Source organism: Xanthobacter sp. SG618, assembly GCF_012932745.1.
GTDB classification, from domain to species: domain Bacteria; phylum Pseudomonadota; class Alphaproteobacteria; order Rhizobiales; family Xanthobacteraceae; genus Xanthobacter; species Xanthobacter flavus.
Genome location: NZ_JABBHL010000002.1, coordinates 477719 through 497085 on the forward strand (window position 1 = coordinate 477719; position 19367 = coordinate 497085).

A 19367-nucleotide genomic window follows, 5' to 3' on the forward strand; every position below is an offset into this window, starting at 1 on the left:
TGACGGCACTTCGGGCGCGCTTATGGTTTCATCGTGGTAGAATTCTGGTGTGACGACCCACACGGTTCCCGGCGCCCGGCGCGGGTCATCTCGGCGACGTCACACCGCCAAAAAAACGGCCCCGGTCGGACGAGGGCTGAAAGGGGCGGGCGATGCACGGGGAGCGCGAGAGCGGGGCCTCACGGAGCGCACATTCGCAGCGGGTGGCGTCCCGCCGCGAGGCTCCCGGAAAATCGACAGCCGGCAAGACGGCCGCGGCAAGCACCTCGCGTCGCGCCATGGCCGTGGCGCTCGGCCTCTCCGCCGCGGCGGTGCCGGCTGCGCTGCTCGCGGCCTTCCCGGCCGTCGCGCAGGAGCAGAGCGATTCGTCCGGCACCCTCCAGCTCGGTACCGTGGAGGTGGTCGCCACCACCCCGCTCTCCGGCACCGGCATCGATGCGGACAAGGTGCCCGGCTCCGTCACCATCATCGGCGCCGACCAGTTCGACCGGCTGAATTCCTTCGCCGTCACCGACGGCCTGTTCCAGTACACGCCCAGCGCCAACACCTCGGATGTGCAGGGCAACGCCTTCTTCCAGGACTTCCGCTATCGCGGCTTCGCCGCCTCGCCCCTGCAGGGCACGCCGCAGGGCATCGCCGTCTACCAGAACGGCATTCGCCTCAACGAGGGCTTCGGCGACACGGTGAACTGGGACCTCATCCCGGAGGTCGCCATCAGCCGCGCCGAGGTGTTCTCCAACAATCCCGCCTTCGGCCTCAACGCGCTGGGCGGCGCCGTCTCCATCCAGATGAAGAACGGATTCAATTATCACGGCTTCGAAGGCAGCATCCAGGGCGGGTCCTTCGGCCAGATCGGCGGCAACATCCAGTATGGCGGCGAGAAGGACGGCTTCGGCGTCTATATCGCGGCCGACGCGGTGCATTCCGACGGCTGGCGGCTTCAGTCGCCGTCCGACCTCGCCCGCTTCTACGGCGACCTCGGCTGGAAGAACGACAAGACCGAGGTTCACCTCGTCGCCAGCGCCGCCACCACCAATCTCGGCGTGGTGGGTCCCACCCCGGTGGAGATGCTGAACCAGAACTGGAACTCCATCTACACCTGGCCGCAGACGACAAATAACGACATGGGCCTCATCGCCCTCAACGGCCGCCACGACCTGACCGATACCTGGCAATTGCAGGGCAACCTCTATGCCCGCAAGTTCAGCCAGTCGCATGTGGACGGCAACGACGCGGATCTCGAGGCCTGCTCCAACAAGTGGAATCCGGGCGTCGGCAACACCAAGATGTGCCTGGAGGAGGACCAGTTCACCGGCCCACCCGGCGGCGGCAATCCGGTCACCAATCCCTCCTATGCGGCGTTCCGCAGCCAGATGGTCCTCTATGACCAGAACGGCAACACCATCCCCTTCACCGCGCTCGGCCCCAACCAGCTCTACGGCGTCATCAACCGCACCTGGACCGATACCACGACCTATGGCGGCTCGGTGCAGGCGACCAACACCGACAAGCTGCTCGGCCACGACAATTACTTCGTCGTCGGCGGCAGCGTGGATTCGAGCCAGATCAATTTCCGGTCCAATACCGAGCTTGGAATCACCAACACCAATACACTGGAAGTGGTGGGCCTCGGAAAATACCTGCACAACATTCCGGACTATTCCCTGCCGGAGCAGTATCAGGTCTTCTATCTGCCGGTGGACCTCAATGCGAGCGCCACCTATTACGGCCTCTACGCCACCAATGCCTTCGACATGACCGACCGGGCGACCCTGACGGTCGGCGCGCGCCTCAACATCGCGCAGATCTCCATGCAGGATGCCACCGGAACGAGCCCGCAGCTCAACGGCGACTACACCTTCGCCCGCATCAACCCGCTGATCGGCCTCACCTACAAGCTCACCCCCGAGGCGACGCTCTACGGCGGCTATTCGGAATCCAACCGCGCGCCCACCCCGCTGGAGCTGAACTGCGCCGATCCCAACCGCCCGTGCCTGCTCGAAAACTCTCTGGTGGCGGACCCGCCGCTGGAACAGGTGGTCTCGCACACCTACGAAGTGGGCCTGCGCGGCAACGGCATGCTGTTCGGCGGCAAGGTGAACTGGAAGCTCGGCGTCTATCGCGTCGACAGCGACAACGACATCATCTCACTGGCCAGCCAGCAGACCGGCTACGGCTATTTCACCAACGTCCCCGCCACCCGCCGCCAGGGCTTCGAGGCGGAGATGCAGTATGTGAACGGGCCGTGGAAGTTCTACGCCAATTACGCCTATCTCAACGCCACCTACCAGTTCACCGGCTATCTCGCCTCCCCCAACAACCCCTATGCGGTGGACGAGCAGGTGCTTGTGACGCCGGGCGACACCATCCCCGGCATCCCGGCGCAGACGCTGAAGTTCGGCCTCGACTATATGGTGACGCCCAAGTGGAAGGTGGGCGGCGACGTGATCGCCGTCTCCAGCCAGTATTATGTGGGTGACGACGCCAACCAGGCGCCCATGCTGCCGGGATACTGGGTCGCCAACATCCACACCTCCTATCAGGTGACGGACAACATCCAGGTGTTCGGCTACATCAACAATCTGTTCAACGCCAAGTACGCCACCTACGGCACCTTCTTCGACACGGAATATCTTGGCCTCAACAATCCGCAGATGCAGTCGCCGGGCCAGCCCTTCTCCGCTTATGCGGGCCTGAAGGCCACCTTCTAGCCGGCAGCGCGCCTGCTGGCGGCGGGCGCGCGCTTCATCTGCGCGATCGGGCGATCGGACGGGCGCGGGGGCTCTTTCGATCGCCGCTCTCAGGGCGGACCCGGGGCGCATACCGGGTCCGCCCCCTGTCTCTCTCCTCGGGCACGCTCCCCTTCAACGACCGCCGCGCACGCGCTACCTTCCGCGCCGCCCGCTTGGGCCCGTTCGTTGCCGGTGATCTCTGCCCGATGACCCTTCCCACAGTTACCGCCGTGCCGCCCCTCTCCGTCGAGGAGGCGATCCGCTCGCGCCGCTCCATCCGCGTCTTCCTGCCGACGCCGGTCGAAGACGAGACCGTCGCGCGGATCCTGGAGCTTGCCGCCCGCGCGCCTTCGGGCTCCAATATCCAGCCCTGGCGCGTGCGGGTGCTGCGCGGTGCGCCCCTCGCGGCGCTGACGGCCGAGCTGCACGCGCTCTCCCTTTCCGGCGATCGCGGCGCCGAGGAATATGCTTATTACCCCCGTAAATGGCGCGAGCCCTATCTGGCCCGCCGCCGCAAGGTGGGCTGGGACCTCTACGGCGCTCTCGGCATCGGAAAGACCGAAACCGGACGCATGCGGCAGCAGCACGCCCGCAATTTCCTGTTCTTCGATGCGCCGGTGGGCCTCATCTTCACCATCGACCGCGACATGGAGCGGGGCGCCTGGCTCGATTGCGGCATGTTCCTCCAGAACATCATGATCGCGGCGCGCGGCGTCGGCCTCCACACCTGTCCGCAGGCCGCCTTCATGCTCTACAGCACGGTGATCGCTGAGCGCCTCGCGATCCCCGACACCGAGATGGTGATCTGCGGCATGGCGCTCGGCCACGCCGACCCCGCGGCGCCGGAGAACAGCTTCGAGACGGTGCGCGAGCCGCTGGAGAGTTTCGCGCACTTCATCGACGCCCTCGCCTGAGGGGCCGTCCCCGCCCGGCTCAGGCGAGCCCGGCCTCGGCGGCCGTGACGAGCGTCGTCTTCGAGCCGATGGCGTTGAGGGCGATGCGGTGCACCACCTCGACGGGGGCGGTGCACAGGTCGCCGATCACCTTCACCGAAAAGCCGTCCGCATCCCGCGACAGTGCGGTGAAGACGACGCAGTTCTGCGTCATCATTCCGCACACGAGGAGCTCGTCCGTGCCGGCGAGATGCGCGGCAAGGTCCGTCTCCTGGAAGGCATCGGCGAAGCTTTTGGTGACGACGGGCGCGTCCCCCGCCGCCGCAAGGATGGCGGGGCGGATGGCGATGCCCGGCCCATCCGCCGCGAACAGGCCCTTCGGGGCGGCGGAGACGTGGCGCACAAGCACGATGCGGTCGCCCGCCGTCCGCGCCTTGCCGATGGCGGCGACGATGCGCGCCTCGGTCTCCTCCGCCTGCCAGAGCGGCAGCACGCCGCCGGGGAAATAATCCTGCTGGATGTCGATGACGAGAAGGGTGCGGCTCATGTCGTGCTCCTGCGAATGCCCCCTTCTAGAGCCGCGCCGGCCGGGCGATCAGTGGCCTGATGGACAAGAATGATGTAGATTGGGCCAATGCGCCTTGCCATCCTCGCTTATGACGGCATCAGCCCTTTCATGCTGTCCACGCCGCTTGCGGTGTTCGGCGAGCCCTTCCTCGCCGGCGGCCACAGCGTCGATGTGTGCGCGCAAGCGCCCCGCCTGTCCGCCACCGGCGGCCTCGTGATCGAGGCGCCGCACCCCTTATCGGTAGCCCGCGCGGCGGACGTGGTCATCCTGCCCGGCTGGCGGAATGCGGACGAGCCGGTGCCGGAGGCCCTCGTCGCGGAACTGAAAGCGGCGGACGCGCGTGGCGCGCTGGTGGTGGGCTTGTGCCTCGGCGCCTTCGGCCTCGCGCAGGCGGGCCTGCTCCAGGGCCGGCGCGCCACCACCCATTGGGCACGGGCGCAGGCTTTTGCGGAGCGTTATCCCGAGGTGCGGGTGGATGCCGGCGCCCTGTTCGTGGACGAAGGCCAGGTGTTGACGTCCGCCGGTATCGCCGCGGGTCTCGATTGCTGCCTGCACCTCATGGCGCGGCTCTCCGGCGTGGGCGAGGCGAACCGGGTGGCGCGCCATCTCGTGGTCGCGCCGCAGCGGGCCGGCGCGCAGCCGCAGATCATCGCGCGGCCGACCATCGCCACGCCGGCGGACCAAAGGGTGACCGAGCTGCTGGAAACCCTGCGGGCCGCCCCCTCGGCGACGCCCGCGCTCGACGATCTCGCGGCCCACATGGGCATGAGCCGCCGCAGCCTCACCCGCCACATCCGCGCACGCACCGGTGGCAGCCTCGGCGACTGGCTGAAGCGGGCGCGGCTGGCGCAGGCGCAGGACCTCTTGGCCTCAGGCGCTCGCGGCCTCGACGCCATCGCCCAGCGCTGCGGCTTTGCGGACGCGCAAGCGCTGCGCCTCGCCTTCCGTTCGGAACTCGGCACCACCCCGCGCCAATGGCTGGCGCGGCAGCGGCTGGATTGAGCGGCGCCGCCCGTTCGGACGGCGCCCCCTGTGCCGTGGTCTCAGACGCCCTTGAGCGCGGCCTGGAGCTTTTCTTCCTGCTCCTTGGAGAGGCTGGTCTGCAGCACGGTGCCGCCGAACTGGGCCATGTCGGCGACCACCTTGTCGGCCGTCACCTTGCCGACGAGCACGCACAGCGCCGCCTGGTTCGGGCCGAGGGCGGAGCTCGCCTGCTTGATGAAGTCGTCATTGATGCCGACATCGGTGAATTTGCCGGCGAGCGCACCGGCACCGGCGCCGATGGCCATGCCGAGCAGCGGATTGAGGAAGAGAAGGCCGACGAGCCCGCCCCACAGGCCGCCCGAAGCGGCGCCCGCGACGGTGGTGTTGATCATCTGGTGCAGCTTGATGGAGCCGTCTTCCTGACGCACCGCCACCACGGCGTCGCCGAGCTCGATCAGATATTCCTTCTGGAGCTTGAGCAGCTCCTGCCGCGCGGCCTCCGCCTTGGCCTCGGAATCATAGGCAATGATGATGAGGTCGGCCATCTTGGTCTCCAGCTCCCGTAGGACGGGCATCGCTTCGCGCCCGCTGCCTCTCTACAGGCCAAGTCGCGCCGTTGCGCAACCCCCTGCGAGGCGCCATCGCGTCGTGAAAAGTTCACAGATCCGGGGGGCCGGGGCGATGGCGCGGCGATGAGGTCGATCGCGCCCGGCTCCGACGCGGCCGATGACGGCGGGCCTCTCGCGCCGGCCAAAGGAGCGCGCTCGGGCGTTTTGTCCAATGGCTGGCGTACCGCAACGCGGCGACAAGGCCACGGTGCGAATGGACGCCGAGGCCATGTCTGGAAGATCGAGGCGGCACCCCGCAGGACGCGTCATCGTTGCCGCAGCCACAGGGCTCCTGATCGCGCTCGCGCCACCCTGTGCGCGCGCCGGAGCGGACGAAGCCGAGCGGATCGCGCTGGGCGCGATGCTGTTCTCCGCCCCCGACCTCTCCGTCGGACGCAACCAGTCCTGCGCCACCTGCCATGACCCGGCCCACGGCTTCGCCGACCCACGCAAGGACACCGCGGGCGGCGCCGTCTCCCTCGGATCGGACGGCCGCTCGCGCGGCGTGCGCAACGCCCCGACGACGAGCTATGCGGCCTCCGCGCCGCGCTTTCACCGGGACGAGCTGGGCCGCTATGTCGGCGGCCAGTTTCTGGATGGCCGCGCCGACACACTGGAGGCGCAGGCCGGGGGACCGCTGCTCAACCCCGTCGAGATGGCCATGCCGAGCAAGGCGAGCGTGGTGGCGCGGCTGAAGGAAAAGCCGGCTTATGTGGATGCCTTCGGCCGGCTGTTCGGTGCAGATGTCCTCGCCAGCGACACCCGCGCCTTCGCCGCGCTGACCGAGGCGCTGGCGGCCTATGAGCGCAGCCCGGAGGTCTCGCCCTTCGATTCGAGATATGACCGCTACCTGCGCGGCGAATACAAGATGACGGATCAGGAAGAATTGGGCCGCGTCCTGTTCTTTTCCACCCAGTTCACCAATTGCCACCTCTGCCACCAGATCGAGCCGCAGGGCAGTCGCACGGAAATCTTCTCGAACTACCAGTTTCACAATATCGGCGTGCCGGCGAACCCCGACCTGCGCGCGCCCACCGATCACGGCCTGCGCGCCGGTCGTCACCTGAAGGACCGCCGGCAGGACGGCCGGTTCAAGGTGCCGACCCTGCGCAATGTCGCTGTCACCGGCCCCTACATGCACAACGGCGTGTTCCAGGACCTGCGCACGGTCATCCTTTTCTACAACAGCTATGTCACCAAGTCGGACACGCGCCGCATCAACCCCGAGACCGGCCGTCCATTCGCTCCCCCCGAAGTCGGCGGCACGCTTTCGCGCGCCGAGCTTCTGGACGCGCCCGCCCTCGACGACCGGCGCATCGATGCGCTCGTCGCCTTCCTGAAGACGCTCACGGACGCGCGCTACGAGCCGCTGCTTACGCCATGAGCGCACACGAGATCTGCCCCATGTCGACCCACCCGAAATCAATCCGGCCGCGCCGCAGGGTGCAGCCGGAGACAAGGAGACCGGACCGTCCCGGCAGATCCCATGATCCTCGATACCGTCGACCTCTCACGGCTGCAGTTTGCCGTGACCGCGCTCTACCATTTTCTCTTCGTGCCGCTGACGCTCGGCCTCTCGGTCCTGCTCGCCATCATGGAGACGGTCTATGTGATGACCGGCCGGCCCATCTGGCGCCAGATGACCAAGTTCTGGGGCACGCTGTTCGGCATCAATTTCGTTCTGGGGGTGGCCACCGGCATCGTCATGGAATTCCAGTTCGGCATGAACTGGAGCTACTACAGCCACTATGTGGGCGACATCTTCGGCGCACCGCTGGCCATTGAAGGCCTGATGGCCTTCTTCCTGGAGGCGACCTTCGTCGGCCTGTTCTTCTTCGGCTGGGACAGGCTGTCGAAGGTGGGACATCTCGTCACCACCTATGCCGTGGCGCTGGGCTCGAACCTTTCCGCGCTCTGGATCCTCATCGCCAACGGCTGGATGCAGAACCCCACCGGCGCGGCCTTCAACCCGCAGACCATGCGCATGGAAGTCTCCGACTTCTATGCCGTATTGTTCAATCCGGTGGCGCAGGCGAAGTTCGTGCATACGGTCTCGGCCGGCTATGTCACGGCGTCCTTCTTCGTGCTGGGCGTCTCCGCCTGGTACCTGCTGAAGGGCCGGCACATCGATCTCGCGAAGCGGTCCATGACGGTGGCGGCCTCCTTCGGCCTTGCCGCGTCCCTGTCCGTGGTCGTGCTGGGCGACGAGAGCGGCTATCTCGACGGCGAGCACCAGAAGATGAAGCTCGCTGCCATCGAGGCCATGTGGCAGACCGAGCCCGCGCCGGCCGGCTTCACCATCGTCGGCCTGCCGGACCAGGCGGCGCGCGAGACGCGCTTCGCGGTGCGCGTGCCGTGGGTGCTGGGCCTCATCGCAACGCGCACGCTGACGACGCAGATTCCCGGCATCGAGGAACTGGTCGGCCACGCCGAAACCCGCATCAAGAGCGGCATCGTCGCCTTCGATGCGCTCCAGCAGATCCGCGCCGCCGGCAGCAGCGCGGCCATTGCGCCCGCGGTGAAGCAGGCGTTCGAGGACAATGGCGGCAACCTCGGCTACGCCCTCCTGCTGAAGCGCTACGTGGACGACCCGCGCAAGGCGACGGCCGCGCAGGTGAACCAGGCCGCCTGGGACACGGTGCCGAACGTGCCGACCTTGTTCTGGTCGTTCCGGATGATGGTGGGGCTCGGCTTCTTCTTCATCGCCTTCACCGCCTTCGTCTTCTACCTGTCCGCACGGCGGCGGCTGGATCGCAGCCGCACGCTGCTCTGGGTCGCCGTCCTTGCCATCCCGCTGCCGTGGATCGCCGCGGAGCTGGGATGGGTGGTCGCGGAGGTGGGCCGCCAACCCTGGATCATCGAGGGCGTGCTGCCCACCGCCGCCGCCGTCTCCAGCCTCGGCGCCGGGACGGTTCTGGCGACGCTCGCCGGCTTCGCCGCCATCTACACGGTGCTGATCGTCGTCGAGATGACGCTGATGCTCCGCGCCATCCGCAAGGGACCGGAGCCGGACGAAGCCCCCGAGGCCCGGCTCATTCCCCCCGCATTCGCCGCCGCGGAGTGACTGCCATGATCCTTCACACCCTCATCGACTACGACGCCCTGCGCGTCATCTGGTGGCTGCTGCTCGGCGTGCTGCTCATCGGCTTCGCCATCATGGACGGATTCGATCTCGGCACCGGCATGCTGCTGCCCTTCGTCGCCCGCACCGATCTGGAACGGCGCGTGGTCATCAACACGGTCGGCCCGGTCTGGGAGGGCAACCAGGTGTGGCTCATCCTCGGTGGCGGCGCCATCTTCGCCGCATGGCCGCCGCTCTATGCGGTGTCCTTCTCGGGCTTCTACCTCGCCATGTTCGCCATCCTCTTCGCGCTGATCCTGCGGCCGGTGGGCTTCAAGTATCGCTCGAAGCGCGAGGGCGCGGCCTGGCGCACGGCGTGGGACTGGGCGCTGTTCGTGGGCGGGCTGGTGCCGGCGCTGGTCATGGGCGTCGCCGTGGGCAACGTGCTGCAGGGCGTGCCCTTCCACCTCAATGACGAGCTGCGCATCTTCTATGACGGCACCACCCTCATCGAGCTGCTGAACCCCTACGGCCTGTTGTGCGGCCTGCTGAGCGTCGCGATGCTGGTGATGCACGGGGCCAACTGGCTGGTGCTGAAGACGGAAGGCGAGGTGGAGGCGCGGGCCCGCACCATCGGCAGCACAGCGGCGCTCGTCACCGCCCTGCTCTTCATCCTCGGCGGGGTCTGGCTCTATTTCGGCGTCAGCGGCTACCGGATCGTCGGCGAGATCGCGAAGGACGGCCCCTCCAATCCGCTCGCCAAGGCGGCGGAGCTGTCGCCCCACGCCTGGTTCGCCAACTATGGGGCGCGGCCGTGGATCATCGCCGGGCCGTTCCTCGGCATCGCCGGCGCGCTGGCATCCTTCGCGGCGCTGCGCGCACGGCGGGAGATCGGCGCGATCCTCGCGAGCGCGCTCGCCATCTTCGGCATCATCTCGACGGTGGGGCTCTCCATGTTCCCCTTCATCCTGCCGTCCTCCATCGACCCGCGGTCGAGCCTCACCGTGTGGGATGCGTCCTCGAGCCATCTCACCTTGTTCATCATGCTGGTCTGCGCCGTGGTCTTCGTGCCGGTCATCCTCGCCTACACCACGTGGGTCTACCGCGTGCTGTGGGGCAAGGTGGACGCGAAAGCCATCGCCGACGGCTCCGGCCACGCCTACTGAGGGAGCGCAAAGATGTGGTATTTCGCCTGGCTGCTCGGCCTGCCGCTGGCGGCCGCCTTCGCCGTACTCAACGCCATGTGGTTTGAGCTGATGGACGACCGCGCCCGCGCGCTCGCCAGCAAGACCGTTCCGAAATAGCGCTTCGCCAAGGCCGGTACCGCACGCAAATCCGGTCCCGGCCTTGGCCTTTCGGCCACTCCACTGGTGCGCGTTGAAGCACCGGCTTGGACCGTTTGTCCAATCGTGCCGTGCGGGTGCCCGACCATAGTTGGGTCCTCCGCGAACACAGCACGACGGACCAATGATGACTGCCCATTTTCTTTCCGGGCTTGGGGCTCGATTTGGGGCTGGGCTTGGAGCCTGGCTTGCCGCCCGGCCCGACCGGCTCGCGGTGGTGAATGCCCTGCTTCTCACCGCCATCCTGATCCTGCTCGGCAATGCCGAACTGTTCCGCTTCATCGGCGGCGCCGCCGTCCTCCTGTGCGCGGCGGCGGTGCTGGTCCGGGCCCTGCGGCGCGTGGACCGGAACCAGCTGACCCTTCACCCCTACGATCTCGCCGTGATGCTCGCGCCGCCGGCCATCGCCGCTGCGCTTGCCGCGCTCGCCATCAGCCTCGTCGTCGGCCACGCCCCCGGCAGCTTCGCCCACACGATGGGCCTCGTGCTGTTCACCATCGAATTCGCCCTACTTGCACTCGGCGCGAGCGATGGCGCGGACGCCACGCCCGAAGCCGCGAGGGCCTGATGGACTTTCCCGTCTTCCACCTCGATATCCTCGGCAATCGCGGCCTCATCGCCACCATCGCCATCCTGCATGTGCTCATCAACCACGGCCTCGCGGTGGGCCTCATGCCGCTTGTCGCGGCCATGGAATGGTACGGCCACCGGCGCGGCGATCCGCGCTGGGACCGGCTCGCCTACCGTATCCTGTTCGTCGCCTTCCTCATCACCACCACCGTGGGGGCGCTGACCGGCGTCGGCATCTGGCTGTCGGTGTCGCTGGTGAACCCCTATTCCATCGCCAGCCTCATCCGCGTCTTCTTCTGGGCGTGGTTCGTGGAATGGCTGGTATTCATCACCGAGGTCTGCCTGATCCTCGCTTATACGCTCACCTGGAAGACATGGGCGACGGGCGCCGCCAAGGTGCGCCACATCCGCCTCGGCTTCGCGCTCGCCTTCTTCTCATGGGTGACGATGGCCATCATCGTCTCCATCCTCGGCTTCATGATGGACCCGGGGAACTGGCTCTCCCAGCACACCCTGTGGAGCGGGTTCACCAACCCCGTCTACCTGCCGCAACTCGCCTTCCGCACGCCGCTCGCGGCTGCCATGGCGGGGGTCATCGCCATGTTCCTCGTGCCCTTCTTCGTGAAGCGGGACGATCCCTTCCGGGCGACGGCGCTCCGGGCCATCGCGGTCTGGACGCTGGTGGCGGCGCCGCTCGTTCTGGCCGGCGGGCTTTGGTACTATGCGGTCGTGCCCGAGGCCATGCGGGAGAATTTCGGCGTGGCGCTGGCCAGCCTGCAATTCGCCGAGTGGCAGCAGAAGTTTCTGGAGATCGCGGTGGTCACCGTGGTCGCCATCCTCGCGGTGGTGCAATGGGCGATCGCCCGGCCTCAGCTCCTGCCGCGCGTCGTCCTGATCGTGCCGTTCGTCGCCATCCTGTGGATGACCGGACACTTCGAGCGGGTGCGCGAATTCGTCCGCAAGCCCTATGTCATCGGCAGCTACATGTATGCCAACGGCTTCAGGGTGGATGATTACGCCCTGCTCCAGCGCGACGGCGTGCTCGCTTATGCCACCTATTCCAACCCGCTGACGGACGCCGAGAAGAGCGGCCTGCCCGAGGGCCTTGCCGCGCCTGAGCGCGCGGCGCTGCTGACGCGCATCCGGGCCGGCAAGGACGTGTTCATGAACACCTGCTCGCGCTGCCACACCGGGCACGGCGTGAATTCCATCACCGGCCATCTCCAACGCATGTTCGGCGACCAGCCCTGGAAGAGCGAACTCACCGCCGGCTACATCGAGAACATGCACGAGGCCCAGCCCTTCATGCCGCCCTTTCCCGGCAATGCGCGGGAGCTGGAGCTGATGGGCGCCTATCTCGAGCACCTCCAGCACAACAGCGCGCCGATCCCCGGCGCCCAGCAGGCGGGCGTCGTCGTCATCACCCCGACGCTGCGCGCCGCCCTCACCGGCACCCCACCCCTCACCCAGGCCTCCGCAACGCCCCTCACGCGGGAGACCGGCACGCGATGAACCCCAACATTCCCGTTCCCAACGACATTCCCCTGCCCATGCCGGCGCCGGAGCCGGTGCTGGTGGCGGTGCTGATCGTCTTCTTCCTCATGCACATCGCCTTCGTGAACTTCATGGTGGGCGGGGCATTGCTGTCCTTCATCTATGAAGTGCGCGGGCTGAGGCAGAAGCGCTACGACCGCCTCGCTTATCAAATCGCCTCCACCATCACCGCCAACAAGAGCATCGCGGTGGTGCTGGGCGTGGGGCCGCTGCTGGCGATCAACACCCTCTATACGGTCTATTTCTATACTGCGAACGCGCTCACCGGCGCTTTGTGGGTGTCCATCATCCCGCTTGTGGTGATCGCCTTCGTGCTCACCTACATCCACAAATATCTCTGGCACGGCATGGAGGCGATGAAGGCCCTGCACATCGCCATTTCCGGTGTCGCGTGCCTGCTCTTCCTGTTCATCCCCCTGATCTTCCTCGCCAACGTCAATCTGATGCTGTTTCCCGAGAAATGGGGGAGCGTGCACGGTTTCCTCTCCGCCCTCGCCTTGCCCAACGTGCTGCCGCGCTACGCCCATTTCCTGCTGGCCTGCCCGGCCATGGTGGGCCTGTTTCTGGTGTGGCTGTTCCGCCGGCGGAGCGATGCGGAGATCGCCGAGACCGGCTTCAGCCGGGCCGAGCTGATCCGCCTCGGCTATCGCTGGGCGTTCTGGCCAACCATGGCCCAGTTCCTCGTCGGCCCTGTCGCCCTCTTCACCCTGCCGCACACCAGTGGGTCGCAGGCCGGCGCCTTCGGCCTGTTCGGCTTTTCCATCCTCGTGTCGCTGGCGCTGTGCGTGGTGATGATCCGCGAGATCCGCGGGCCGGATGGCGCCATCGGCCGCATGTTCGGCCTTGCCGCCTCGCTGATGCTGGTGGTGGTGGTGCTGATGGGCGCCGGGCGGCACCTCTATCGCGAGGCGGCGGTGAGCGAGCATCGCGAGATGGTCCGCGCCAAGACGCTGGACTACATGCGCAAGGCCGAGGAGGCCCGCCGGCAGGCCGCCTCCGCCACTGCGGCGACGGTGAAATGACCCCGGCGCGCGAGGTACGGAGTGCCGCTGGGGCGCAAAGGTCGCGTTGCCTCGCGGGCCGCCGGGGCGATAGTGGTCGCGGTCCAGCTGCCGCAACCGGGGAGTGACGTCGGCATGAGCGTGACGGCCATCGAGAGCGACGCCACGCGCGACAATCTGCGACTGCTCATATCGCTGCGCTGGCTGGCGGTGGCGGGGCAGATCGCGGCCATCGGCCTGGTGCATCTGTGGCTGGGCATCTCCCTGCCGCTGGCCGAGATGGGGCTCGTCGTCCTCTTCCTCGTCGGGCTCAATCTCGTCAGCCTTCACCGGGCGCTCAGCGCGGTGGAGGTGACGCAGACCGAGCTGGGCATCGAGCTGCTGCTCGACGTGGCTGCGCTGACCCTGCAGCTCTATCTGAGCGGCGGCGCCACCAACCCTTTCATCTCCCTGTTCCTGCTGCAGGTGATCCTCGGCGCAGTGCTGCTCGCGCCGCCCATGGCCTGGGTCATCGTGCTGGTCACCAGCCTGTCCTTCATCTGGCTGACCCACTTCTACCGGCCCATCGATTTCGGCACCCATGCCGGCGGACATCATCACGGCGAGCGCACGTTCTTCGATCTCCACGTGCAGGGCATGTTCCTATGCTTCATCCTCGCCTCGGTGCTCGCCGTGGCGTTCGTGACCCGCATCACCTCCAATCTGCGCCGGCGCGATGCGCACCTCGCCGAGGCCCGGCGGCGCGCAGCGGAAGAGGAGCACATCGTGCGTATCGGCCTCCTCGCCTCGGGCGCCGCCCACGAGCTCGGCACGCCGTTGGCGACGCTCTCCGTCATCCTCAACGACTGGCAGCACATGCCGCGCTTCCGCGATGATCCGGCGTTCGCCGAGGAGCTGGCGGAGATGCAGACCGAGATCGGCCGCTGCAAGTCCATCGTCTCGCACATTCTCATGGTCGCGGGCGAGGCACGGGCCGAGGAGGCCCAGCGCAGCCCGTTGTCGGACTTCCTGGACGAGATGGTGGAAAGCTGGGTGCAGAGCCGCCGCCCCAGCGCCCTAGACTACGCCAACGCGACCTCGAAGGGGGCCGCGATCACCGGCGACGGCGTGATCCAGCAGGCGCTGTTCAACGTGCTCGACAATGCGCTGGAGGCCTCCCCCGCCGGCATCAGCGTGCGGGCGGCGGAAGAGGGGGAAGACCTCGTGATCCGCGTCACCGACCAGGGTCCCGGCTTCGCCCCCGATGCCCTCGCCCAGCTCGGCCGGCCGTTCCAGTCCAGCAAGGGCGAGGCCGGGCGCGGGTTGGGTCTGTTCCTCACCATCAATGTGCTGCGCAAGCTGGGCGGCGATATCGAGGCCGGCAACCTGCAAGGCGGCGGCGCCTTCGTCGAGCTGCGCCTGCCGCTGGAGGCCCTTGCCGTGGATTATGCCGATGTCGCGTGAACGGGACCTGCTTCTGATCGAGGACGACGCGACCTTCGCCCGTGCGCTCCAGCGTTCGTTCGAGCGCCGGGGCTACAGCGTGCGGCAGTGCGGGCGCATCGGCGACCTTCCCGAGGTGCTCACCGGCTTCCACCCCGGCCGCGCGGTGGTGGACCTGAAGCTGTTCGACGCCTCCGGCCTCGAATGCATCCAGCAGCTGCGGGCCTTCGATCCGGACATGAAGATCGTGGTGCTGACGGGCTTCGCCAGCATCGCGACCGCGGTCGAGGCGATCAAGCTCGGGGCCTGCCACTACCTCGCGAAGCCGTCCAACGCCGACGACATCGAGGAGGCGTTCGCGCGGCAAGGAGGCAACCCGGACGTGCCCCTCGGCGTGCGACCGAGCTCCATCAAGACGCTGGAGTGGGAGCGCATCCACGAGACACTGGCGGAGACGGATTTCAACGTCTCCGAAACCGCCCGCCGTCTCGGCATGCACCGCCGCACGCTGGCCCGCAAGCTCGCCAAGCGCCGGGTGACATAACCCCCCACTCTTTGCCCGCGACCGGACTGCCCGCAGTGATGGCGGAGGTCACCGGAAAGGATGCGTTCCGGGGCTCCCGGCTAGGCGAGTGCGGCCCTCACTTCGGCGTCGTCTAGCACGTCGTCCAGGGTTCGTCTGAGGCGCGACAGAAGCAGCTCCATCTCGTCGGCCGTGCAGGTCAGTGCGGGCGCGAGCCCGATCGTGCCGTCGGCGAAGGCGCGGAAGATGAGGCCGTTGCGGTAGCCCGCCTCGAACAGGCGGCGCGGCAGCTCCACGGCAGGATCGAAGCGCGCCTTGGTGGCCTTGTCGCGCACAAGCTCCAGTGCCCCGAGCAGCCCGCGCGAGCGCGCGTCGCCCACCAGCGGATGATCGAGGAGACCGGCGAGCCCTGAGGCGAAGGCCGGCCCGCGGGCCTCTCCATTGGCGAGGATTCCCCCCTCCGTATAGAGGCGCAGCACCTCCAGCCCCACCGCCGCGCTCACCGGGTGGCCGGAATAGGTGAAGCCGTGCCCGATGGGCGCCTCTGGCGCCAGACCGTCGGCGATGGCCTGATAGATCCGGTCCGACATGAGCACCGCGCCCATGGGCACGTAGCCAGCCGTCAGGCCCTTGGCGACGGTCATCAGGTCCGGCGACACCGCCTCCGCGTGGCAGGCAAAGATCGGCCCCGTGCGGCCGAAGCCGGTGATGACCTCGTCGGCCACGAACAGGATGTCGAGGCGCGTGCAGGCCTCCCGCATGGCCTTCAGCCAGCCGGGCGGAGGGACGATCACCCCACCCGAGCCCTGAACCGGCTCGCAGAAGAAGGCGGCCACGCTCTCGGCCCCGAGCTCGGCGACCTTCGCCTCCAATGCGGCGACGGAGGCGGCGATCACCGCTGCAGGGTCGCCGCCCGCCGGGTTGCGGTAGGGATAGGGCGAGGCGATGGTGTGCTGGCGTGGCGTCGGCACATCGAAATGGGCATGGAACGCCGGCAGCGCAGTGAGACCTGCCCCGGTGGAAGACGAGCCGTGATAGCCGCGCTCGAGTGAAATGAAGTGTTTCTTCGCCGGCCGTCCGGTGGAGTTGAAGTAATGCGTGATGTAGCGGACCGCGCTGTCCACAGCGTCCGATCCGCCGAGGGTGAAATAGACATGGTCCAGCCCCTCCGGCGCCAGCTCCGCGAGGCGCGCCGCGAGGCGGATGGAAGGTTCCGAGCCGAAGCCGAAATAGCCGGTGGCATAGGGCAGGCGGCGCATCTGCTCCGCCGCCACCTCCACGATGCTCTCCTGCCCGTAGCCGACATTCACGCACCACAGGCCGGCGAAGGCATCCAGCAGCTCATGCCCCGAGGCATCCCGCAGGAACATGCCGGAGGCGGACTGCAGCACGGTGACGCCGTGCTTCTCATGGCCGCGGAACGACATGACCGGATGGATGAGGTGATCGCGGTCGAGGACCTGAAGGGAGTTCGCGGGCAACGCAGGCCGCTGCCGGGCGTCAGTCGAGGGCATCGGCGATTGCCTTTCCGCAGCTCAGCGTGTTGGCGGTCCCGCCGATGTCGGCGGTGCGGCCCGCAGGTTCGGCCAGCACCCGCTCGATGGCGCGCTCGATGGCAGCGGCGGCATCCATTTCCCCGAGATGCTCCAGCATCATCGCCGCCGACCAGATCTGGCCCACCGGATTGGCGATGCCCTTGCCGGCGATATCGGGCGCGGAGCCGTGCACCGGCTCGAACAGCGAGGGGAAGGTGCGGTCGGGGTTGATGTTGCCGGAGGGCGCGATGCCGATGGTGCCGGTGCAGGCGGGCCCGAGATCGGAGAGGATGTCGCCGAACAGGTTGGAGGCGACCACCACGTCGAACCGGTCCGGATGCAGCACGAACTGCGCGGTGAGGATGTCGATGTGGTACTTGTCGGTGCGCACCTCCGGATAGGAGGCCGCCATCGCTTCCACCCGCTCGTCCCAATAGGGCATGGTGATCGCGATGCCGTTCGACTTGGTGGCCGAGGTGAGGTGCCGGTTCGGCCGCCGCATGGCCAGCTCGAACGCGAATTTCAGGACGCGGTCGACACCGTGGCGCGACATGACGGTTTCCTGAATCACCAGCTCGCGGGACGTGCCCGGATACATGCGCCCGCCGATGGAGGTGTATTCGCCCTCCGTGTTCTCGCGCACCACCCAGAAGTCGATATCGCCCGGCTTGCGGCCGACGAGGGGCGAGGGAACGCCCGGCATCAGCCGGACCGGGCGCAGGTTCACATATTGGTCGAACTCCCGTCGGAACTGGAGCAGCGATCCCCACAGCGAGACATGGTCCGGCACCGTGTCCGGCCAGCCCACCGCGCCGAACAGAATGGCGTCCGAGGTGCCGACCCGATCCTTCCAGTCCGCCGGCATCATCTCGCCATGGCGGGCGTAGTAGTCGCAGCAGGCGAAGTCGTGCCAGTTGAGATCGAGGCTGAAGCCATAGAGCGCCGCCGCCTTTTCCAGCACGCGCACGCCCTCGGGCATCACTTCCTTGCCGATGCCGTCTCCGGGGATGACGGCGATGCGATAGTGTCGTCCGGCCATGGTCACGTTTCCCTGCGATATGTGTGAGATTGGGGTCAGACGGGCGCCGTGAGGCGCAGCCCACCCATATGAAAGGCCTTGGGCTCCAGATATTCGGCGATGCCGAGATAGCCACCCTCGCGGCCGAGCCCGGACTGCTTCACGCCGCCGAAGGGCGCCACCTCCATGGAAATGGCGCCTGTGTTGAGACCCACCATGCCGAATTCCAGCGCCTCGCCGACCCGCCACGCGCGGTGCATGTCCTCGGTGAAGAAATAGGCGGCGAGCCCATAGGGGGTTCCGTTGGCGATGGCGATCGCCTCCGCCTCGGTCTCGAACCGGAACACCGGGGCGACCGGGCCGAAGGTCTCCTCATTGGCCAGCAGCATGTCGGTGGTGGCGCCGGTGAGGAGGAGCGGCGCCACGAAATTTCCTTCCGCGCAGGACGTGTCGGCCTGCTGCGCCACGCGCGCACCCTTGGCCAGCGCGTCAGCCACGTGCGCCCGGACCTTTTCGGTCGCCGCCCGATTGATGAGCGGGCCGATGCCGACACCCGGCAGCGTGCCCGGCCCGACCTTCTGCGCGGCGATCCGCGCGCCGAGGCGGGCGACGAAGGCGTCATGGATGCCGGCCTGCACCAGGATGCGGTTGGCGCACACGCAGGTCTGTCCGGCATTGCGGAATTTCGAGACCATGGCCCCCTCCACCGCAAGGTCGAGATCGGCATCGTCGAAGACGATGAAGGGCGCGTTGCCGCCCAGTTCCAGACTCAGCTTCTTCAGCGTTCCCGCCGAAGCGCGCATGAGATGGGCGCCGACACGGGTCGAGCCGGTGAACGAGATCTTGCGGACCGTGGGGTTGGAGGTGAGCTCCTCGCCGATGGCCGCCGGCAGGCCCGTAACCACGGAGATGACGCCGGCGGGAATGCCGGCCCGCTCCGCGAGCTTCACCACCGCCAGAGCGGAAAACGGTGTCAGTTCCGAAGGCTTGATGACCATGGTGCAGCCGGCGGCAAGAGCCGGTGCGCATTTGCGCGTGATCATCGCGATGGGAAAATTCCAGGGCGTGATGGCCGCGGTGACGCCGATGGGCTGCTCCAGCATCAGGATGCGCCGGTCGGCGCCGGGCGCCGGGATGGTGCGGCCGTAGATGCGCCGCGCCTCCTCGGCGAACCACTTCACGAAAGAGGCGCCGTAGCGCACTTCCCCCTCCGCCTCGGCGAGTGGCTTGCCCTGCTCGGCCGTCATGATCCGCGCGAGGTCGGCGGCGTTGGCGAGGATGAGGTCGTTCCAGCGCTCCAGCAGGCGCGCCCGCTCGGCGGCCGGCACATTGCGCCAGGAACGGAATGCGGCCTCCGCCGCCGCGATGGCACGCCGCGTCTCGGCCGCGCCGCAGGCGGGAACGGTGCCCACGGCCTTGCCGGTTGCGGGATCCTCGACAGCGAACGTCGCACCGTCATCGGCGGCGCTCCATTGCCCTCCGATGAAGGCCGCCTCCACGAGGAGGCTCGGGTCGGCGAGGTGCAGGTTGGGGTCAGCGGCGAGGGACATGGGCG

The 19367-nt window shown here is 67.7% G+C and carries 17 protein-coding genes; 12 read left to right on the forward strand and 5 right to left on the reverse strand.

The genetic code is table 11. The annotated features are described in order from the left end of the window. Nucleotides 1-278: 278 nt before the first annotated feature. Both FHT36_RS07700 and FHT36_RS07705 read left to right on the forward strand, forming a co-directional pair. Nucleotides 279-2711: a TonB-dependent receptor gene (locus FHT36_RS07700; RefSeq protein WP_169121904.1), complete on the forward strand. Its 2433-nt coding sequence runs from the start codon at nt 279-281 to the stop codon at nt 2709-2711. A gap of 227 nt (nt 2712-2938) precedes the next feature. Further along, nucleotides 2939-3646, forward strand: a complete 708-nt coding sequence (locus tag FHT36_RS07705) for a nitroreductase (protein WP_169121905.1) — start codon at nt 2939-2941, stop codon at nt 3644-3646. Between the two features lie 19 nt (nt 3647-3665). Here the strand turns inward: FHT36_RS07705 and FHT36_RS07710 are convergent, their stop codons facing one another. After that, nucleotides 3666-4172, reverse strand: a complete 507-nt coding sequence (locus tag FHT36_RS07710) for an isochorismatase family protein (RefSeq protein ID WP_169121906.1) — start codon at nt 4170-4172, stop codon at nt 3666-3668. An 87-nt stretch (nt 4173-4259) separates the two neighbouring features. On the opposite strand from FHT36_RS07710, the gene FHT36_RS07715 reads away from it, so the two are divergent. Further along, nucleotides 4260-5195 (forward strand): GlxA family transcriptional regulator, encoded by a 936-nt coding sequence (locus FHT36_RS07715; RefSeq protein WP_169121907.1) that lies wholly within the window; start codon nt 4260-4262, stop codon nt 5193-5195. A 41-nt stretch (nt 5196-5236) separates the two neighbouring features. Here FHT36_RS07715 and FHT36_RS07720 read toward each other — a convergent pair whose 3' ends face one another. Next, entirely contained in the window at nt 5237-5752 is a 516-nt protein-coding gene (locus FHT36_RS07720) for a DUF1269 domain-containing protein (RefSeq protein ID WP_371744982.1), read from the reverse strand. Nucleotides 5753-6014: 262 nt separating this feature from the next. On the opposite strand from FHT36_RS07720, the gene FHT36_RS07725 reads away from it, so the two are divergent. From FHT36_RS07725 to FHT36_RS07765, 9 genes are all read left to right on the forward strand, one after another. Next, complete coding sequence (locus FHT36_RS07725; RefSeq protein ID WP_169122217.1) at nt 6015-7169, forward strand: cytochrome-c peroxidase; 1155 nt, start codon at nt 6015-6017, stop codon at nt 7167-7169. Between the two features lie 102 nt (nt 7170-7271). Continuing rightward, the gene (locus FHT36_RS07730; RefSeq protein ID WP_169121908.1) at nt 7272-8849 is read left to right on the forward strand and encodes a cytochrome ubiquinol oxidase subunit I; all 1578 of its coding nucleotides are present in this window, start codon (nt 7272-7274) and stop codon (nt 8847-8849) included. A gap of 5 nt (nt 8850-8854) precedes the next feature. After that, complete coding sequence (gene cydB / locus FHT36_RS07735; RefSeq protein WP_169121909.1) at nt 8855-10012, forward strand: cytochrome d ubiquinol oxidase subunit II; 1158 nt, start codon at nt 8855-8857, stop codon at nt 10010-10012. Between the two features lie 12 nt (nt 10013-10024). Continuing rightward, nucleotides 10025-10150 (forward strand): cytochrome bd-I oxidase subunit CydX, encoded by a 126-nt coding sequence (gene cydX, locus FHT36_RS07740; protein WP_169121910.1) that lies wholly within the window; start codon nt 10025-10027, stop codon nt 10148-10150. A gap of 256 nt (nt 10151-10406) precedes the next feature. Further along, the gene (locus tag FHT36_RS07745; protein WP_169121911.1) at nt 10407-10757 is read left to right on the forward strand and encodes a hypothetical protein; all 351 of its coding nucleotides are present in this window, start codon (nt 10407-10409) and stop codon (nt 10755-10757) included. Then, nucleotides 10757-12271: a cytochrome c gene (locus tag FHT36_RS07750; RefSeq protein ID WP_169121912.1), complete on the forward strand. Its 1515-nt coding sequence runs from the start codon at nt 10757-10759 to the stop codon at nt 12269-12271. The genes FHT36_RS07745 and FHT36_RS07750 overlap by 1 nt, the downstream gene beginning before the upstream one ends. Next, nucleotides 12268-13335, forward strand: a complete 1068-nt coding sequence (locus FHT36_RS07755; protein ID WP_169121913.1) for a cytochrome C — start codon at nt 12268-12270, stop codon at nt 13333-13335. The genes FHT36_RS07750 and FHT36_RS07755 overlap by 4 nt, the downstream gene beginning before the upstream one ends. Nucleotides 13336-13449: 114 nt before the next feature. After that, the gene (locus FHT36_RS07760; protein ID WP_169121914.1) at nt 13450-14757 is read left to right on the forward strand and encodes an ATP-binding protein; all 1308 of its coding nucleotides are present in this window, start codon (nt 13450-13452) and stop codon (nt 14755-14757) included. Next, nucleotides 14747-15280, forward strand: a complete 534-nt coding sequence (locus tag FHT36_RS07765) for a response regulator transcription factor (protein ID WP_169121915.1) — start codon at nt 14747-14749, stop codon at nt 15278-15280. The genes FHT36_RS07760 and FHT36_RS07765 overlap by 11 nt, the downstream gene beginning before the upstream one ends. Nucleotides 15281-15360: 80 nt before the next feature. Here the strand turns inward: FHT36_RS07765 and FHT36_RS07770 are convergent, their stop codons facing one another. Genes FHT36_RS07770 through FHT36_RS07780 form a run of 3 tightly spaced genes read right to left on the reverse strand, consistent with a single transcriptional unit; the run spans nt 15361 to nt 19362 of the window. Continuing rightward, entirely contained in the window at nt 15361-16740 is a 1380-nt protein-coding gene (locus FHT36_RS07770; RefSeq protein WP_210257664.1) for an aminotransferase class III-fold pyridoxal phosphate-dependent enzyme, read from the reverse strand. 19 nt (nt 16741-16759) lie between these two features. Further along, nucleotides 16760-17833 carry a tartrate dehydrogenase gene (locus FHT36_RS07775; RefSeq protein ID WP_169121917.1) on the reverse strand — a complete coding sequence of 358 codons (1074 nt, stop codon included), beginning with the start codon at nt 17831-17833 and terminating at the stop codon, nt 16760-16762. A gap of 35 nt (nt 17834-17868) precedes the next feature. Next, nucleotides 17869-19362: an NAD-dependent succinate-semialdehyde dehydrogenase gene (locus FHT36_RS07780; protein ID WP_169121918.1), complete on the reverse strand. Its 1494-nt coding sequence runs from the start codon at nt 19360-19362 to the stop codon at nt 17869-17871. Nucleotides 19363-19367 lie beyond the last annotated feature (5 nt).

What these genes read in the sequence shown, in the direction of transcription:
- FHT36_RS07700 (WP_169121904.1), top strand. Translation starts at nt 279, where the DNA reads ATGGCCGTGGCGCTCGGCCTCTCCGCCGCGGCGGTGCCGGCTGCGCTG.
- FHT36_RS07775 (WP_169121917.1), bottom strand. Translation starts at nt 17,833, where the DNA reads ATGGCCGGACGACACTATCGCATCGCCGTCATCCCCGGAGACGGCATC.
- FHT36_RS07705 (WP_169121905.1), top strand. Translation starts at nt 2,939, where the DNA reads ATGACCCTTCCCACAGTTACCGCCGTGCCGCCCCTCTCCGTCGAGGAG.
- FHT36_RS07710 (WP_169121906.1), bottom strand. Translation starts at nt 4,172, where the DNA reads ATGAGCCGCACCCTTCTCGTCATCGACATCCAGCAGGATTATTTCCCC.
- FHT36_RS07725 (WP_169122217.1), top strand. Translation starts at nt 6,015, where the DNA reads ATGTCTGGAAGATCGAGGCGGCACCCCGCAGGACGCGTCATCGTTGCC.
- FHT36_RS07780 (WP_169121918.1), bottom strand. Translation starts at nt 19,362, where the DNA reads ATGTCCCTCGCCGCTGACCCCAACCTGCACCTCGCCGACCCGAGCCTC.
- FHT36_RS07760 (WP_169121914.1), top strand. Translation starts at nt 13,450, where the DNA reads ATGAGCGTGACGGCCATCGAGAGCGACGCCACGCGCGACAATCTGCGA.
- FHT36_RS07715 (WP_169121907.1), top strand. Translation starts at nt 4,260, where the DNA reads ATGCGCCTTGCCATCCTCGCTTATGACGGCATCAGCCCTTTCATGCTG.
- cydX (WP_169121910.1), top strand. Translation starts at nt 10,025, where the DNA reads ATGTGGTATTTCGCCTGGCTGCTCGGCCTGCCGCTGGCGGCCGCCTTC.
- FHT36_RS07730 (WP_169121908.1), top strand. Translation starts at nt 7,272, where the DNA reads ATGATCCTCGATACCGTCGACCTCTCACGGCTGCAGTTTGCCGTGACC.
- FHT36_RS07755 (WP_169121913.1), top strand. Translation starts at nt 12,268, where the DNA reads ATGAACCCCAACATTCCCGTTCCCAACGACATTCCCCTGCCCATGCCG.
- cydB (WP_169121909.1), top strand. Translation starts at nt 8,855, where the DNA reads ATGATCCTTCACACCCTCATCGACTACGACGCCCTGCGCGTCATCTGG.
- FHT36_RS07750 (WP_169121912.1), top strand. Translation starts at nt 10,757, where the DNA reads ATGGACTTTCCCGTCTTCCACCTCGATATCCTCGGCAATCGCGGCCTC.
- FHT36_RS07765 (WP_169121915.1), top strand. Translation starts at nt 14,747, where the DNA reads ATGTCGCGTGAACGGGACCTGCTTCTGATCGAGGACGACGCGACCTTC.
- FHT36_RS07720 (WP_371744982.1), bottom strand. Translation starts at nt 5,752, where the DNA reads ATGCCCGTCCTACGGGAGCTGGAGACCAAGATGGCCGACCTCATCATC.